The sequence below is a fragment of the Agromyces sp. GL_144 genome (assembly GCF_057834305.1).
The window spans coordinates 881,064-896,454 of record NZ_CM174399.1 but is presented as its reverse complement, the minus strand read 5'-3'; the positions used below and the strand labels follow the sequence as shown (position 1 = coordinate 896,454).

The following is a 15,391-nucleotide window of genomic DNA, read 5'->3' as shown; positions in this document are numbered from 1 at the left end:
ACCGTGAGGAACCCCCTGTCCACCACCCTCGCCGGGGCGGGAGCGTTGGCGCTCGTCGCGACGCTCGGAGCCTGCGCGAGCGGCGGCGATGCAGCGACCGAGGACCAGATCGTCGTGCAGACCAACTGGACCTCGAGCCAGGCCCAGAACAAGCCGTTGTTCGACGCGTTCGAATCCTTCACCGAGGAGACCGGCATCGAGGTCAAGGTGCTCGAGAGCGGCGACAACCTCAACCAGGTCTACGAGACGTCGCTGCTCGCGGGAGAAGAGGCCGACGTGCTGCTCGTCGGACTGCTCGAGAAGCAGCTCGACTGGGCCGTCAACGGCGCCGTCGTCCCGGTGAACGACTACATCGAGGAATGGGGCATCGCCGACCGCATCCCGGCCGACGCGCTCGTCGACTGGACGGACTCCGAGGGCAACCTCCGCGCGTTCCCGTACTCCGGCTTCACGTGGCCGTGGTGGTTCAACACCGCGCTGCTCGAGCAGGCGGGCGTCGAGGGCGTGCCGCAGACGACCGAGGAGCTCGTCGACGCCGCGGTCAAGCTCAGGGCGGCCGGCATCGATCCCGTCGTCTTCGGCGGCATCGACTGGTCGGGCCAGAAGATCTTCCTCCAGCTCCTCGAGACCTACCTGTCCGAGGACGAGGCGAAGGACGTCTACGCGAACGGCGGCATCTGCGAGAACCCGAAGGCGATGCAGGGCATCGAGCTGCTCATCGAACTCCGCGATGCCGGCGTCTTCGTCGACGGCATCGAGGGATACACGGCCGACCAGGCGCAGGCGGCGTACCTCGACGGCCAGGCCGCGATCGCACCGCTCGGATCGTGGGCGTACCCCGCGGCATCCGAGGACCTCGCGGCCTCGACCGTGCTGGGCGGCCTGCCCCTCCCCGCCGACGCGGCGTACGACCAGCCCATCGCCTACCGCGGCTCGACCTCGGCCGGATGGTGGATCAGCCCGAACGGCGAGGCGAAGATCGACAAGGTCGAGCAGCTCATCGCGCACATGTACGAGAACTCGGTGCTGAAGGGCATCCTCGACGAGGGCGGGGTCATCCCCGTGGCGGACTTCGGCGGCGACACGTCCGGCGTGACGAGCGAGCTCCTCGCGCAGTCGCTCACCGACTTCCCCGAGCGCGTCGAGTTCCCGGTGATGCCCGACATCTACGTCCCCGCCGACGTGTCGAACCCGATGTACCGCGCGACGTCGATCGCGTTCACGCCGGGCACCGACGCCCAGACCATCTGCTCGACCGTCGACGACATCTACGCCGCTGCGCAGTAGTCGACCCAGGAGCGGCCCGGCGATTCGTCACCGGGCCGCTCCCCGCACCGAGGACGCCATGACCACGCTCATCACCCCCACCCCGTCCGCACCGCCCGACCCGACGCCGCGCTCGACCGAGCTGCGCGCCCGGCACCGGCTGCACCGTCGACGCGAGCTCGCGCAGCTCACCGCGACGCTCCCCGCGCTGATCTGGTTCCTCGTCTTCACGGTCGGCCCGCTCGTCAGCCTCTTCTACTTCTCCACCGTCAACTGGCGCGGGCTCATCGCCCCGCGCACGCCGGCGGGCGCGGGCAACTTCGAGAAGCTGTTCACCGACCCCGTCGTCGGACTCGCCGCGGTGAACACCGCCCTCCAACTGGTGGTCTCGCTGCCGATCGTCGTCGTCGGCGCCTTCATGATCGCGTACTACCTCACGCTGAAGCCACGGGGACACCGGTTCATCCGCGCGCTGATGTTCACCCCCGTGCTGCTCTCGGCCTCCGCCCTCGCCATGGTCTTCGTCGGCGTCTTCGCCCCCACGGGGATGGTGAACGCCTTCCTCGACGTGATCGGGCTGCACGAGCTCGCCCGCCCCTGGCTGGCCGACGGCACGAGCGCGCTCTGGGCCATCATCATCGTCACGATCTGGTGCAGCATGTCGGTCTCGGCGATCATGCTCGCCGCCCGCCTCAACTCCATCGACGACGCGATCTTCGAGGCGGCCGAGATCGACGGCGCCGGTCACTGGAGGCGCATGTGGTCCATCGCCTGGCCGATGTGCCGCGAGTTCATCGGCGTCGTGGCGATGCTGCAGTTCCTCTGGACCCTGTTCGCTTCCGCCGCCGTCGTGCTGCTGCTCACCCGCGGGGGGCCGGGCAACGCCACGGTCACCCTGTCGTTCCTCGTCTACGACTTCGCCTTCAACCAGTCCAAGGTCGGCTACAGCCAGGCGGTCGCCGTCGTGCTCTTCGTCGTCGGCGTGATCGGCATCCTCGTCATCCGCCGGGTGTTCCGGCAGAAGTACTGATGGAGGCCTCCTCGATGACCGCCACCCCGATGGGAGACACCACCGTGACCGAGACCACCCCGATGTTCGGCGCCACCGCCGCGACCGTCGTTGCCGGCGCATCGGGCCGGCGACGTCGCCGCTCCCGACGCTCCTCCGCCCTCGACCGCACCGGCCCGTTCAAGTACGTCGCCCACCTCGGCGTCTGGGTGTACGTCGTGCTGCTCGCGGCGCCGCTCTACTACCTCGTGATCTCGGCGTTCAAGCACAACACCGACATCTTCAATCACCCGTTCTCGCCGTTCACGCCGCTCACGATCGAGAACTTCGGCCTCGCCTTCTCGCAGGCGTCCCTCGGCACCGCGATGGTGAACTCGGTCTACATCACGGTCGGAGCAGAGCTCGTCACGCTCCTCCTCGCGCTTCCGGCGGCGTACGCCCTCGCGCGGTCGAAGGGTGCGGTCGGCCGAGCGGTCGAGCGGGTGTTCGCGCTGGGATTCCTGATCCCCGGCTTCGCCGCGCTCGTGCCGACCGTGCTGCTCTCGATCTCGCTCGGCCTGTTCCACACGAGGGAGTTCCTGATCCTCTTCCTCCCGGCCTCGGCGCTGCCGCTCACCGTGATCCTGCTCACGCAGGCCATGCGTGCCGTGCCGGCCGAGCTCGAGGAGTCGGCCGTCCTCGACGGCGCCGGGCCGGCGCGCGTGCTCTGGTCGATCTACGTCCCGCTCTCGGTGCCGACGCTCACCGTGGTCGCGATCCTGAACTTCCTCGGGTTCTGGAACGAGTACTTCTTCTCCCTCGTGATCATCGGGCCGGATGCCGCGCTCCGCACCGCGCAGGTGGCCCTTCCGACGCTCTCGATCGCGAACTCGGCCCAGTACGGGGTGCTCGCCGCGGGCATCATCATCACGCTGATCCCCGCCTACCTCGTCTACTCGGTGTTCGCCGACAAGATGGAGAACGCCGTGCTCGCCGGAGCGCTGAAGGGATGATCCGCATGACGAACGCACCCGCGCCCGGCGCCCCGCGCCGCGGACTGCCCCGCGTGCTCGTGAGCCACCTCGGATACGACGTCGAGGCCGCCAAGCGCGCCGTGGTCGCGGGCCTCGCGCCCGGCGAGACGCCCGACTGCGTGCTCGTGAACCTCGACGACGGCCTGCGGCTGCCGCTCACTGCGGCCCCGGCCGTCGAGGTCGACGCCTGGGGCGGAGGCGCGTACTCGGCCGTCGACTTCTCGGCGGCCACCGCGGCCGGACGCTGGGCCGTCGAGGTGCGCACGTCCGAGGCATCCGTCGTCTCCGAACCCTTCCGGATCGCGACCGAGCAGCTGCATGCGAACGCGCTCTCCGACGTGCTCTACGCCTTCAAGGCGGTGCGCTCGAGCGGCGAGATCGACCGCAAGGATGCCGCGGCACGGCGCTTCGGCGATGATCGCGGCCCCCTCGTCGATGCCCGAGGCGGCTGGCTCGACGCGAGCGGTGACACCAGCAAGTTCCTCAGCCACCTCACCTACACGCCGACGATGAGCCCGCAGCAGATCCCGCTGTGCGCGTGGGCCTTCCTCGAGGCGCGGGATCGCCTCGCGACGCGGCATCCGCGCTTCCACCGGGTGCTCGGCGCTCGACTGCGCGACGAGGCGCTCTTCGGCGCCGACTTCCTCGTGCGCTTCCGCACGCCGGAGGGCACGTTCTACACGGGGATCTTCGACGCGCTGACGAAGCGCCTCGAGGAGCGGATCGTCAACGCGCCCCTCCCCGAGTGCGTGCGCACCGACCGGTACCGGGCCTCGTACCGCGGCGGTGGCGGACTCGCGATCGCCGCCCTCGCGCGTGCGTCGCGAGAGTCCGAGCACGGCGAGTCGACGTCGCAGGAGTACCTGGATGCCGCGGTGCTGGCGTTCGACGACCTCGAGGCGCACAACGCCGAGTACCTCTTCGGGCTCGACCTCGCCTCGGGCGAGCTGCACGGCGAGCTCCGAGTCGATCGTCGACGACTACTGCGCCCTGCTCGCCGCGAGCGAGCTCGCCGCCGCGCGACCCCGGGAGCGACGCTTCGCCGACGCCGCCGAGCGGCGGGCGTCCTCGCTGATCGGCCGGTACCGCGACGGCGACGGCGAGTCGCACGGGGCGGGCTGGTTCGAGGCATGGGGCGACGGCCGTCCGTTCTTCAGCGCCGTCGAGGCCGGGCTGCCCGTGCTCGCGCTCCTCCGCTTCGCGGCCGTTCTGCCCGACGCGCCGAACGCCGCCGCGGCCCGCGAGCTGGCGATCCGCGCCATGCACGACGTCATGCGCCGCACCGACGCCGTCGAGAACCCCTTCGGCTATCCGCGCCAGCGCGTGCAGCCGAGCGGGGGCGTTGCGCACGACGCGTACTTCTTCCCGCACGAGAACGACACCGGGTACTGGTGGCAGGGCGAGAACGCGTCGCTCGGCTCGCTCGCCTCGGCGGCGCTCGCGGTCGCGGCGCTGCCCGAGTGCGCCCGCGAGCTCCGGACCCGCCTCGAGCGCTTCGCCGCCGACCAGGTGAGCTGGATCGTCGGACTGAACCCGTTCGACGTGTGCATGCTGCAGGGCCGCGGGCGCAACAACGTCGAGTACTCGCCCGACCACCCGAACGTGCCGGGCGGCATCGTCAACGGCATCACGAGCGGGGTCGATGACGAGCACGGCATCGCGTTCCTCACCGCGGCGACCGCCGACGGTCCCGACGCCTGGCGGTGGGCCGAGCAGTGGATCCCCCACTCCGCGTGGTTCCTGCTCGCCGGCAGCATGCTGCCCTGAGTGCGTCGTCCCACGACGCCCACCGCCCGGTGTCGGAGGTCCGTGGCATCGTGGGCGCATGGGGATCGAGGTGCGACCGGCGACCGTCTTCGACGACGTCGCCACGATGGTGGGGCCCAAGCGGCCCGACGCGAACGTATGCTTCTGCCTGAGCTATCGCGTCGGGTCCAAGCAGAATCTCGCGCTCGCGGGGCCCGCCCGCGGCGAGCGCGTGCGCGAGCTCTGCGCCGAAGACCCGCCGCCGGGCGTACTCGCGTACGACGGCGACGAGGTCGTGGGGTGGGCGGCGGTGCATCCGCGGGCCGACACGAGTTTCGCGCGCAACCGCAAGATCCCGCACGTCGACGACCTCGACGTGTGGTCGGTGTGGTGCATGCGCGTGCGACCCGGCCACCGCGGCACGGGGCTCTCGCACGCCCTGCTCGCGGGCGCGGTCGACTTCGCCCGCCAGCACGGCGCCCCCGCCATCGAGGGCTATCCCGTCGACAACCGGGGCGAGAAGGTCGACCTGACCATGGCCTACGTCGGCACGCGGGCGCTGTTCGAGCGGGCCGGGTTCCGCAAGGCCGCCGACACGACCTCGGTGATCAACGGCTTCCCGCGAGTGCTCATGCGCTTGCGACTCGATACTTGAATCCCACGTGCGAGGCCGCGAAGCCGAGCCGCTCGTAGAAGCGGTGGGCGTCGGTGCGCGCGGCATCCGATGTCAACTGCACGAGCGTCGACCCGAGGGCCGGGGCCGCGACATCCGTCACCCATCGCATCATCGCGCCGCCGATGCCCGCCGAGCGCAGGTCGCTCGCCACGCGCACCGCCTCGACGAGCAGGCGCGTCGACCCGCGGCGGGCCATGCCCGGAATCCGGGTGAGCTGCATCGTGCCGACCAGCCGGCCGTCGTCGTCGACCGCGACGAGCAGCTCGTTCGCCGCGTCGCCGACGATCTCCTCGAGCGCGCGGCGGTAGGCGGGCGCATCCTCGTCGGAGGCCACGTCGCCCCGCGACGCGCTGATCGCGTCATCCGACAGCAACCGCATGAGCGATTCGAGGTCGGCGGATGTCGCGCGCCGGAGCAGCACCTCACCTGAACGGGTCTCGAGGGGAACGGGGAGGGCGAGCGGTTCGAGCATGCGTCAAGTCTGACGCCGCACGGCCCCTCCCGTGACCCGCAAGGCCTTGGCAGCGGCATCCGCACGCGACAGCATGGGGGGATGGAACGCGTCGACCTCATCGAATGGCTGCTCGAATCCGATCCGTCCGTGCGTTGGCAGGTGATGCGCGACCTCACCGACCAGCCGGCCGAGACGCTCGCGACCGAGCGGGCGCGCGTCGCGACCGAGGGCCACGGGGCGAACCTGCTCGAGCTGCAGGCCGAAGACGGCTACTGGGGCGGCGAGGCCTACGGCATCGACGGCGATCGGCGCAGCGTCATGTGGACGCTGCAGTCCCTGCGCCGGTTCGGCATCGATCCGGATGCCGCGCCGGTGCGCACCGCGATCGAACGCGTGCGAGCGGGCGTGTGGTTCAACGAGCACGACGGCGGGCGCCGGTTCTTCACGGGCGAGACGGAGGCGTGCGTCAACGGCGGCGTACTCGCGGCATCCGCGTACTTCGGGGTGCTCGGCGAGGGCGCCGAGCGCATGGTCGACCTGCTGCTCGAGGGGCAACTCGACGACGGCGGGTGGAACTGCGAGCCGCCCGAGGAGTCGGTGCGCTCGTCGTTCGACTCCACGCTCTGCGTGCTCGAGGGGCTGCTCGCGTACGAGCTCGCGCTCGGTTCTCCGGACGAAGCTGCGCCGGCCGAGGAGGTGCCGGCCGAGGTGACCGCCGCCCGCCTTCGCGGCGAGGAGTACCTGCTCGAACGCAACCTCTACCGCCGCAGGTCGACCGGCGGCATCGTGCGCGAACGCTACGAGAACCTCATCTTCCCGCCGTACTGGGTCTACGACGTGCTGCGCGCGCTCGACCACTTCCGCTCGGCGGGTGTCGCGGCGGGCACGGGGCCCGACCCGCGCCTCGAGCCGGCGCTCGACCTGCTGCTCTCGCAACGACGCGACGACGGCCGCTGGTCGGCCGGAGACCCGTGGAACGGCGAGGTCTTCTTCGCGATCGACGCGCCCGCCGGCGAGCCGAGCCCGTGGAACACGTTGCGCGCGCTGCGGGTGCTCGACTGGGCATCGGCCGCCTGAACCCCGATCTGGGCCGAACCGGGCCGCACACAGCCGAAGTGCGAGAGAATTGACGGGCACCGCGCACGCGAACCCACGCGACCGATCAGGTGCAGGAGACCACACGTGACCTTCGAATCCATGACGACGTCCGAGCCGCTCGACCTCGCGGGCATCCGGCGCGACTTCCCGTACCTCGCGCAGGAGCTCAACGGGTTCCCGCTCGCCTACCTCGACTCCGGTGCCACCGCCCAACGGCCGGTGCAGGTGCTCGACGCCGAACGTGCGTTCCTCGAACACGCGAACGCGGCCGTGCACCGCGGCGCCTCGACGCTCGTCGGCACCTCGACCACGGCGTTCGAGGAGGCGCGTGCGACCGTCGCCCGCTTCGTCGGCGCCGGCGAGCGCGAGATCGTCTGGGCCGAGAACGCCACCGACGCGATCAACATCGTCGCGCTGGGCATGGCGGATGCCGCAGCCGGCCTGGGCGGCTCGGAGGCCGACGTGTTCCGACTCGGCCCCGGCGACGAGATCGTCGTGACCGAGGCCGAGCACCACGCGAACCTCATCCCGTGGCAGCGCCTCGCCGCGAAGACCGGGGCGACCCTGCGTTGGGTTCCCGTGAACGACGACGGCACGTGGAACATCGACGACGCGGCATCCGTCATCGGCCCTGCGACGAAGCTCGTCGCCTTCGCGCACGTCTCGAACGTGACCGGCCACGTCGCGCCCGTGACCGACGTCGTCGAGCTCGCACACCGGCACGGCGCGCTCGTGCTGCTCGACGCCTGCCAGTCGGTGCCGCACCGCGCCGTCGACTTCGGGTCGCTCGGCGTGGACTTCGCCGCATTCTCTGCGCACAAGATGCTCGGCCCCAACGGCATCGGCGTGCTCTACGGCCGCGAGCACCTGCTCGACGCGCTGCCGCCGGCCCGCACCGGCGGCTCGACCATCACGACCGTGACCATGCAGACGGCCGAGTTCCTGCCGTCGCCGCAGCGGTTCGAGGCCGGCACGCAGCCCGTGTCGCAGACCGTCGGCCTCGCCGAGGCCGTGCGCTACCTCGAACGACTCGACATGCAACGCGTGCACGAGCACGAGGTCGAGCTCGGGCGACTCCTCGTCGACGAGGTCGCGCGCATTCCCGGCATCCGCCTGGTGGGCAGCGGCCCCGGCGTCGAGCGCGCCGCCCTCGCGAGCGTCGACGTGCCCGGCGTGCACGCGCACGACGTCGGCCAGTTCCTCGACTCCCGCGGCATCGCCGTGCGGGTCGGGCACCACTGCGCGCAACCGCTGCACCGCCGACTCGGGCTGCGGGCGACGACCCGTGCGAGCGCCTACGTCTACACGACCGCCGACGAGGTGCGCCGCTTCACGGCCGCCCTCGCCGAGGTGCGCGCGTTCTTCGGCGTCGAGGCCGCGACCGGGGCGAGCGGGGCGAGCGCATGAGCGACCTCTCCGGCCTCTATCAGGAGCTCATCCTCGACCACTCCAAGCGGCGCATCGGCGACGGCGCCCTCGCCGACCCGCACGCCTCGCACCACGAGCTGAATCCCACGTGCGGCGACGAGATCACGCTCGGCATCCGGCTCGACGCATCCGGAACCAAGGTCGAAGCCATCGGCTGGCAGGGCGACGGATGCAGCATCTCGATGGCCTCCGCGTCGGCCCTCACCGAGCTCGCGGTCGGCGCCGACACGGCGCACGTGCGCGAACTCATCGACGCCTTCCGCGCGATGCTGCGCTCGAAGGGCGCCGGCGAGCCCGACGAAGAGCTGCTCGGCGACGCGATCGCCTTCCACGGCGTCTCGAAGTACGTCATGCGCGTCAAATGCGCGATGCTCTCGTGGGTCGCGCTCGAGGCGTGCCTCACCGAGGCGGGCGCGGCGCAGACGCCCAGCCAAGACGCCTAGGCTCGTAGCACCGCCGCCGTACAGAAAGAGGAAACGCCTGCCATGAGCGACGCCCTGGACGTCTTCGACCGCCGCGAGTCGGAGGTGCGCGGATACGTGCGCGCCTTCCCGACCGTCTTCGATCGGGCCGTCGGCTCGACTCTCATCGGCGAAGACGGCCGCGAGTACCTCGACTTCTTCGCCGGCGCCGGCGTGCTGAACTACGGGCACAACAACCCCCTCTTCACACGCGCGCTCATCGAGTACCTCGAGCACGACGGCATCATCCACGGCCTCGACATGGCGACCTCGGCCAAGAAGGCCTTCATCGAGGCGTTCGAGCGGCTCGTGCTCGAACCCCGCGGGCTCGACCACAAGCTGCAGTTCACCGGCCCCACCGGCGCGAACGCCGTCGAGGCCGCGCTCAAGGTCGCCCGTCAGGCCACCGGGCGCACGAACGTCATCGCGTTCACGAACGCGTTCCACGGCCTGAGCATCGGCGCCCTCGCCGCGACCGGCAACAGCCACTACCGCGGTGCCGCCGGCATCACGCTCGACAACATCACGCGCCTGCCCTTCGACGGCTACCTCGGCGCCGAGGTCGACACGCTCGACCTGCTCGAGAAGATGCTCGACGACCCGGGGTCGGGCGTCGACCTGCCCGCCGCGGTCATCGTCGAGGCCGTGCAGGGCGAGGGCGGCATCAACGTCGCGAGCGTCCCGTGGCTGCAGCGCCTGCGGGCGATCACCGCCGAGCGCGGCATCCTGCTGATCCTCGACGAGATCCAGGCGGGCGTCGGCCGCACGGGCGCGTTCTTCGCGTTCGAGGAGTCCGGCATCGTGCCCGACCTCGTGACCGTGTCGAAGTCGATCTCGGGCTCGGGCCTGCCCATGTCGCTCGTGCTGCTGCGTCCCGAGGTCGACGTGTGGAAGCCGGGTGCCCACACCGGCACGTTCCGCGGCAACAACCTCGCCTTCGTCTCCGCTCGGGCGGCCCTCGAGAACTACTGGGCCGACACCGCGTTCGTCGACGGCGTGGCCACGAAGTCGGCGCTGCTCGCCGAGGAGCTGAAGAAGATCGCCGACGAGTACCCCGACCTCGGGTTCGTCGTGCGCGGCCGCGGCCTCATGTACGGCCTCGCCTGCGACGCCGACCGCGGACTGGCCGGTCGCATCTCGAAGCAGGCGTTCTCGCGCGGCCTCGTGATCGAGACCTCCGGCGCCCACGACGAGGTGCTGAAGTTCCTCCCGGCGCTCACGATCGCCGACGACGAGCTGCGGCGCGGCCTCGCGATCGTGCGCGAGAGCCTCGCGGCGGCGCTGGCCGAGTAGCGGCGCGGCGCGTCACCGAAGCGAGGCCCCTCCCGAAGGAGGGGCCTCGCGGTCGAGCCGATCGGATGGCCCCCGCTAGTTCAGGGTGAACACCACCGTCTGCGCGTTGCCGGCGACGTCGTAGACCACGATCGTGTTCTCACCCTGCACGGCGCCGAAGACGCCGGGCTTCAGGAAGTTCACGTCGGACCACTGGTTGTCGGTCAGGTCCTTGACCTTGCCGTTGATCACGACCCGATCGACCTTGCCTGCGTCGTAGAGCTTGTAGCTCACGAGGTCGTACGACCCGCCCGTCGGCACCGTGAAGGACGCGCCGTCCTTCACCGTGACCGTCGGCTTCGTCGCGTCGATCGTGAACGCGAACGTCGAGGTGGCGGAGATGTTGCCGGCGAGGTCCTGCGAGTTGTACTTCACGGTGTAGTTGCCGTCGGGCAGCTGCACCGTCGCGGTGTGGGTGCCGCTCTTCGCGCCGCCCGCGACCGCCGACTGCGTGCTCTTGACGAGCGTGCCGTCGCGGTAGATGTTCGCCACGATGCGCTGCAGGCCGGCGTTGTCGGTCGCGTCGACCTTCACCGAGAGCGACGGGAACGGCCCCGCCGTCGTCGGGGCGACGAGCGTCGCGGTCGGACGCACGGTGTCGCGCGCGACCTCGAGCGTCGACGTGCAGTCCGCGCAGGTGCCGCCCAGGGTGGCGACGGACGCGGTCGCCGTGAGCGGACCGCCCGCCGCGGCAGCCTTGACGTTCGCCGTGAACGAGACCGACACGGCCGGCGCGCCGACGGGCGTCGCCGGAACCGCCCAGGTGAGCGTCGAGCCGTCGAGGATGACGCCGGCCGGCAACGAGGCCTGGTCGATGGCGGCCTGGCCGAGCACGCCCGTGAGATCGACGGTCACGACCGAGGTCGCCAACGGGACGCGGCCGGTGTTCGTCGCGCTCAGCGTGTAGCTGACGGAGTCGCCCGCGGCCACGCCGCCCGAGGCGGGCGTGCTGGCGAGCGAGGCCGTGAGCTTCTCGGGCCAGGCCGGCTTGCCCGGCTCGAGGATCCAGTCGGTGTAGAACGCCGTGAGGTCACGGCCCGAGAGCTCCTCGGCGAGCGCCTTCAGGTCGGCGCCCGTGCGGCTCGTGCCCGCGTACCGGATCTGCCATTGTTCGATGAGCTCGAAGAAGGCCTCGTCGCCGATCGCCACCCGCAGTGCGGCCCAGAACTGCGCCCCGCGCGTGTAGGTCTGGTACTCGTAGAGCTCGGCCGAGTCGGTCTGCGCGCCGGGAGCGATCGCCCAGTTGGCGCTGGTCGGGGCCGAGGCGTTCCACGAGTTGAAGTACGTGAGCTCCGACGGCGTCGTGCCGGTGCCGAAGCCCTCGGTCGTGTTGTAGAACGTCGGGCCCCACGTGGCCATGCCCTCGCCGATCCAGATGTCGGTCCACGTCACGGGCGACACGTTGTCGCCGTACCACTGGTGCACGAACTCGTGGATGAGCGTGTTGCCGCCGACCGAGCCGGCCGAGGGGAAGAAGGAGCGGTCCTGCGTCTCGAGCGCATAGTTGATGCCGCCCGGCACCGTGTCGACGATCACGCCGGTGCTCTTGCCCGGGTACGGCCCGTAGAGCGTCTCGAGGTTGCGGAGGATGGTGCCGAACTGCGCCTCGCGGGCGCGGATCGTGTTCTTGTTCGCCTCGGACAGTGCGGAGTCCATGAACGACCACGAGGGGATGGTGCTGCCGTCGCTGAGCTGCACCTGCGACTCGAGGACGTCGTAGCGGCCGATGGAGACCACCGCGAGCTCCGACGCCATCTGGTTGGTCTGCTCCCACACCCACGTGGTGCGCGTGCCGTCGGACGACGGGCTCTTCGCGACGAGCTCGCCGTTGCTGACGGCCGCGGCCGTGCCCGGCGCAGTGCCGGCGACATTGTTCAGGATCGTCGGGATGTCGAGGCTGAAGGTGTACGTGGCCTTGTCGGCGGGCGTGTTGTTGTGGGGGTACCCGGTCATCGCACCGATCGGCTGGCCGAGGAAGGTCGCCCCGTCGGAGGTGCGGTTCCACCCCTCGGACGAGCCGTCGAGGTCGGTGTGCGAGCTGGGCGTGCCGTGGTACGCCACGGCGACCGAGAACTCACCGCTCACCGGCGTCGCCGGGGTGACGACGAGCTTGTACCGGATGGCGGCGGGGTCGATCTCGCGGGTCCAGGCGGCGGGCGCTCCGTCGACGGTGACCGAGTCCACCTCCAGGCCCTCGAAGTCGAGGGAGAAGCTCTTCAGCGGCTGCGGCGCGGTCGCCGTCATGGTGCTGGTGGCCTCGATCGTGCCGGCGATCGTCGATCCGGCCTGCGTCGCGTTCGGGGTCCACGCGATCGCCACATCGTAGTCGAGTGCGTCGTAGCCGCCGTTGCCGACGTTCGGGAACATCGGGTCACCCGCCGTGTGCGCGCCGTCGATCGGCTCGTCGGCGAACGCGGCGCCGGCCGGCGCGGCCGTGAGCAGGGCGGCGGCGAGCAGGCTCGGCAGCGCAAGCGCGACGAGTCTGCCTCGTCTGGGGTCTGGAAGGGATCGGGACGTCATCAGCTCTCCTTCATCGCAGAGGCCACCTTCGGGCCATCCGTGCGCTCACCATATCGACGACGTGTTTCGCGTGGATAGCGGTCACGTTGCGCGAGGTGCGGCACGACTGCGTGAGGAGGCGGATCAGGCCTCGGCGTCGGTGAGGTGCCTGGCCCCGTGGCTCAGCACCTTGACGACGATGCCGCGACGGCGGAGCGCCGCGATCGTGCGCGTCTCTTCGTCGACGCTGCGACCCATGGCGTGGCGGTTCGCCACGACGAGCACGTCGCCCGAGTGGAGCGTGCCGAAGAAGCGCTCGAGGCGGTCTTCCCAGGAGTCGTCGTTCTCGGGTGCCGGGTGCCGGAAGTCGGGGATCGCGACGCCGAACTCCGTGAGATCGCGACGCTGCTCGACGATCGGCGGCATGTCGTCGCGGGCCACGACGAGGCCGACGAGCCGGGACCCCTCCGGCCTCGCCTTCCACCAGTCGCTGTCGCGCTGCAGCTCGACGAAGCACTCGGGGCAGTCGTTCGGCACGTGCACATGCGTCGCGGTCGACCCGTGCCCCGCGGAGTCCGCGTGCCCGCTCGAGGTCGCACTCGTCACATCACCCATGATCTGCCCTTCCGGTTTCGTCCATTGTCCCAGTTCCGACCGCCATCGCGAGACATTCCGGACTCGGAATGCGTGAGCCTGCGCGGCTATTCGCCCGACGGCGCCTGGGACAGCAGACGCAGCAGCTTGGCGAGCGCAGCCTGCTCGTCACGGCTGAGCGCCGCGAGCTCGACCGCCTCGCGCGCGACGAGCCCGCGCATGGCCTCGTCGACGCGTTCGACGCCCTCCGGACGCAGACGCACGAGCACGCTCCGTCCGTCGCGCGGGTTCGGCCGCCGCTCGACGAGCCCGCGCACCACGAGGTTCTCGAGTCGGTTCGTCATCGCGGCGCTGCCGATCATGGTCGCCGAGATGAGCTGGGCCGGGCTGAGTTCGTGCGGCTCCTCTTGACGACGCAGTGCGGCGAGCACGTCGAACTCCCATGAGGCCAGGCCCGCGTCCTTGAACGCGGCGGCGCGCAGCCGCGCGAGCCGGTTCGCCGCCCGCCTCAGCCGGGACATCACGTCGAGCGGCGACAGGTCGGTCTCTGGCAACCGCCGCGACCACGCGTCGATCAGCAGATCGACCTCGTCGTCGCGCTCGCTCGGCCTGGGGTTCACGCTCTCGACAGTAGCGAACGCGCTGCGGCTCGACACCCCGGGCGGATGCCGCGACCCGGCGGAGGTCTCAGGTGTCGAGCACGGCGAGCGAGCGGATGCCACGTCCAGGCGGGATCCGACGCGAAACGGGCGGGCCGGACGCCGAGGCATCCGACCCGCCCGTCAGTCGTGCGAGGCGGGGGAAACGTCGCCTACTGCACCGACCACCCGCCGTCGGAGGCGAGGATCGCGCCGTTGATGTTGACGGCGTCTTCGCTCAGCAGGAACGTGATCGAGGCGGCGAGCGCCTCGGCCGTGGCGACCGACGGGATCGCACCCTGGAACGGCGCGAGTCGGGCCGAGCCGACCTCGGACACGTGCGGGGGGAACGGGATGCCAGTCGCGACGCCGCCAGGGGCGACGGCGTTGACGCGCACACCCTGCAGGGCGTACATGAAGGCGGCCGACTTGGTGAGGCCCACGACGGCGTGCTTCGAGGTCGTGTAGGCGTTGCCCGACGCGTTGCCGCGCAGGCCCGCCTCGCTCGCGACGTTGACGATCGAGCCCTTGCCGGCCTCGAGCATGAACGGCACGACGGCGCGCGTGAGCTTGAACGTGCCGGTGACGTTCACGGCCATCACGCGCTCCCAGATGGCGTCGGGCGTCTCGTGGATCGGCGAGAAGTCGTCGTTGATGCCGGCGACGTTCGCAAGGCCCCAGATCTTCTCGCCCGCGGCGGCGACGATCGCATCGATCGACTCCTGCTTGGTGATGTCGCCCGCGACGGGCACGATCTCGGTGCCGGGCACGGATGCCGCGAACTCGTCGAGCTTCTCGGCCGAGATGTCGACGGCGACGACACGGCCGCCCTCGCGGGCGATGCGGCTCGCGGTGGCGCGGCCGATGCCCGACGCGGCGCCGGTCACGATGACGGTCTTGCCGGCGAAGCGGCCGGTGGTGATCTTCTCGGCCCAGGCGGAGGACTCGGCGTCTTCGGGGATGACGCCGCCGTTCACGGCCTTGACGAGCTCATCGACGGCCGACTGCGGCATCTGGCCCTGGCTCATGACGACGAGCTGCTGCAGCGGCAGGCTCACGATCGGTGCGAGCTGGTCGGTCGAGCCGCCACCCTGGCTCACGAGGCCCTGCAGCGCGGCCTTGCCCGCGGGGTCGGCGAGCCATTCGGCGATGGTGGAGTTGGCGGTGAGGGCCATGG

Annotated in this window: 15 protein-coding genes; 9 read left to right on the top strand and 6 right to left on the bottom strand. The window is 70.8% G+C overall.

What is annotated here, in order from left to right; genetic code table 11:
* The first annotated feature begins 3 nt into the window (after nt 1-3).
* The 3 genes from AC3IPY_RS03920 to AC3IPY_RS03910 are packed head-to-tail and all read left to right on the top strand — an operon-like array spanning nt 4 to nt 3,267.
* Nucleotides 4-1,287 (top strand): ABC transporter substrate-binding protein, encoded by a 1,284-nt coding sequence (locus tag AC3IPY_RS03920; RefSeq protein WP_489186816.1) that lies wholly within the window; start codon nt 4-6, stop codon nt 1,285-1,287.
* A gap of 58 nt (nt 1,288-1,345) precedes the next feature.
* The gene (locus AC3IPY_RS03915) at nt 1,346-2,296 is read left to right on the top strand and encodes a carbohydrate ABC transporter permease (protein WP_489186815.1); all 951 of its coding nucleotides are present in this window, start codon (nt 1,346-1,348) and stop codon (nt 2,294-2,296) included.
* 14 nt (nt 2,297-2,310) lie between these two features.
* Complete coding sequence (locus tag AC3IPY_RS03910) at nt 2,311-3,267, top strand: carbohydrate ABC transporter permease (protein ID WP_489186813.1); 957 nt, start codon at nt 2,311-2,313, stop codon at nt 3,265-3,267.
* Here the strand turns inward: AC3IPY_RS03910 and AC3IPY_RS03905 are convergent.
* On the bottom strand, nt 3,207-4,193 hold the full coding sequence (locus tag AC3IPY_RS03905) for a hypothetical protein (RefSeq protein ID WP_489186812.1): 987 nt from the start codon (nt 4,191-4,193) through the stop codon (nt 3,207-3,209). The two genes, AC3IPY_RS03910 and AC3IPY_RS03905, sit on opposite strands and share 61 nt — an antisense overlap.
* Between AC3IPY_RS03905 and AC3IPY_RS03900 the strand changes: the two genes are divergently transcribed.
* Together AC3IPY_RS03900 and AC3IPY_RS03895 are read left to right on the top strand one after the other, a co-directional pair.
* On the top strand, nt 4,156-5,055 hold the full coding sequence (locus AC3IPY_RS03900) for a hypothetical protein (RefSeq protein WP_489186810.1): 900 nt from the start codon (nt 4,156-4,158) through the stop codon (nt 5,053-5,055). The two genes, AC3IPY_RS03905 and AC3IPY_RS03900, sit on opposite strands and share 38 nt — an antisense overlap.
* A 58-nt stretch (nt 5,056-5,113) precedes the next feature.
* Nucleotides 5,114-5,689: a GNAT family N-acetyltransferase gene (locus AC3IPY_RS03895; RefSeq protein WP_489186809.1), complete on the top strand. Its 576-nt coding sequence runs from the start codon at nt 5,114-5,116 to the stop codon at nt 5,687-5,689.
* Here the strand turns inward: AC3IPY_RS03895 and AC3IPY_RS03890 are convergent.
* Nucleotides 5,664-6,182, bottom strand: coding sequence for a GNAT family N-acetyltransferase (locus AC3IPY_RS03890; RefSeq protein WP_489186808.1), 519 nt, complete (start codon nt 6,180-6,182; stop codon nt 5,664-5,666). The two genes, AC3IPY_RS03895 and AC3IPY_RS03890, sit on opposite strands and share 26 nt — an antisense overlap.
* An 81-nt stretch (nt 6,183-6,263) precedes the next feature.
* Between AC3IPY_RS03890 and AC3IPY_RS03885 the strand changes: the two genes are divergently transcribed.
* The 4 genes from AC3IPY_RS03885 to ectB all read left to right on the top strand — a co-directional run bounded on the left by AC3IPY_RS03885 (nt 6,264) and on the right by ectB (nt 10,444).
* Nucleotides 6,264-7,241 carry a prenyltransferase/squalene oxidase repeat-containing protein gene (locus tag AC3IPY_RS03885; RefSeq protein WP_489186807.1) on the top strand — a complete coding sequence of 326 codons (978 nt, stop codon included), beginning with the start codon at nt 6,264-6,266 and terminating at the stop codon, nt 7,239-7,241.
* A 120-nt stretch (nt 7,242-7,361) separates the two neighbouring features.
* A complete protein-coding gene (locus AC3IPY_RS03880; RefSeq protein ID WP_489188434.1) occupies nt 7,362-8,669 on the top strand; it encodes an aminotransferase class V-fold PLP-dependent enzyme in 1,308 nt (435 codons plus the stop codon).
* A complete protein-coding gene (sufU, locus tag AC3IPY_RS03875; protein WP_489186806.1) occupies nt 8,666-9,133 on the top strand; it encodes a Fe-S cluster assembly sulfur transfer protein SufU in 468 nt (155 codons plus the stop codon). The genes AC3IPY_RS03880 and sufU overlap by 4 nt, the downstream gene beginning before the upstream one ends.
* A 42-nt stretch (nt 9,134-9,175) precedes the next feature.
* Nucleotides 9,176-10,444 (top strand): diaminobutyrate--2-oxoglutarate transaminase, encoded by a 1,269-nt coding sequence (ectB, locus tag AC3IPY_RS03870; RefSeq protein ID WP_489186804.1) that lies wholly within the window; start codon nt 9,176-9,178, stop codon nt 10,442-10,444.
* Nucleotides 10,445-10,519: 75 nt separating this feature from the next.
* Here the strand turns inward: ectB and AC3IPY_RS03865 are convergent, their stop codons facing one another.
* The 4 genes from AC3IPY_RS03865 to AC3IPY_RS03850 all read right to left on the bottom strand — a co-directional run bounded on the left by AC3IPY_RS03865 (nt 10,520) and on the right by AC3IPY_RS03850 (nt 15,389).
* Nucleotides 10,520-13,003: a M1 family aminopeptidase gene (locus AC3IPY_RS03865; protein WP_489186802.1), complete on the bottom strand. Its 2,484-nt coding sequence runs from the start codon at nt 13,001-13,003 to the stop codon at nt 10,520-10,522.
* A gap of 123 nt (nt 13,004-13,126) precedes the next feature.
* Nucleotides 13,127-13,597 (bottom strand): recombinase family protein, encoded by a 471-nt coding sequence (locus AC3IPY_RS03860; RefSeq protein ID WP_489186800.1) that lies wholly within the window; start codon nt 13,595-13,597, stop codon nt 13,127-13,129.
* A gap of 86 nt (nt 13,598-13,683) precedes the next feature.
* On the bottom strand, nt 13,684-14,196 hold the full coding sequence (locus AC3IPY_RS03855; protein ID WP_489186799.1) for a MarR family winged helix-turn-helix transcriptional regulator: 513 nt from the start codon (nt 14,194-14,196) through the stop codon (nt 13,684-13,686).
* Nucleotides 14,197-14,387: 191 nt separating this feature from the next.
* Nucleotides 14,388-15,389: an SDR family NAD(P)-dependent oxidoreductase gene (locus AC3IPY_RS03850; protein ID WP_489186798.1), complete on the bottom strand. Its 1,002-nt coding sequence runs from the start codon at nt 15,387-15,389 to the stop codon at nt 14,388-14,390.
* Nucleotides 15,390-15,391 lie beyond the last annotated feature (2 nt).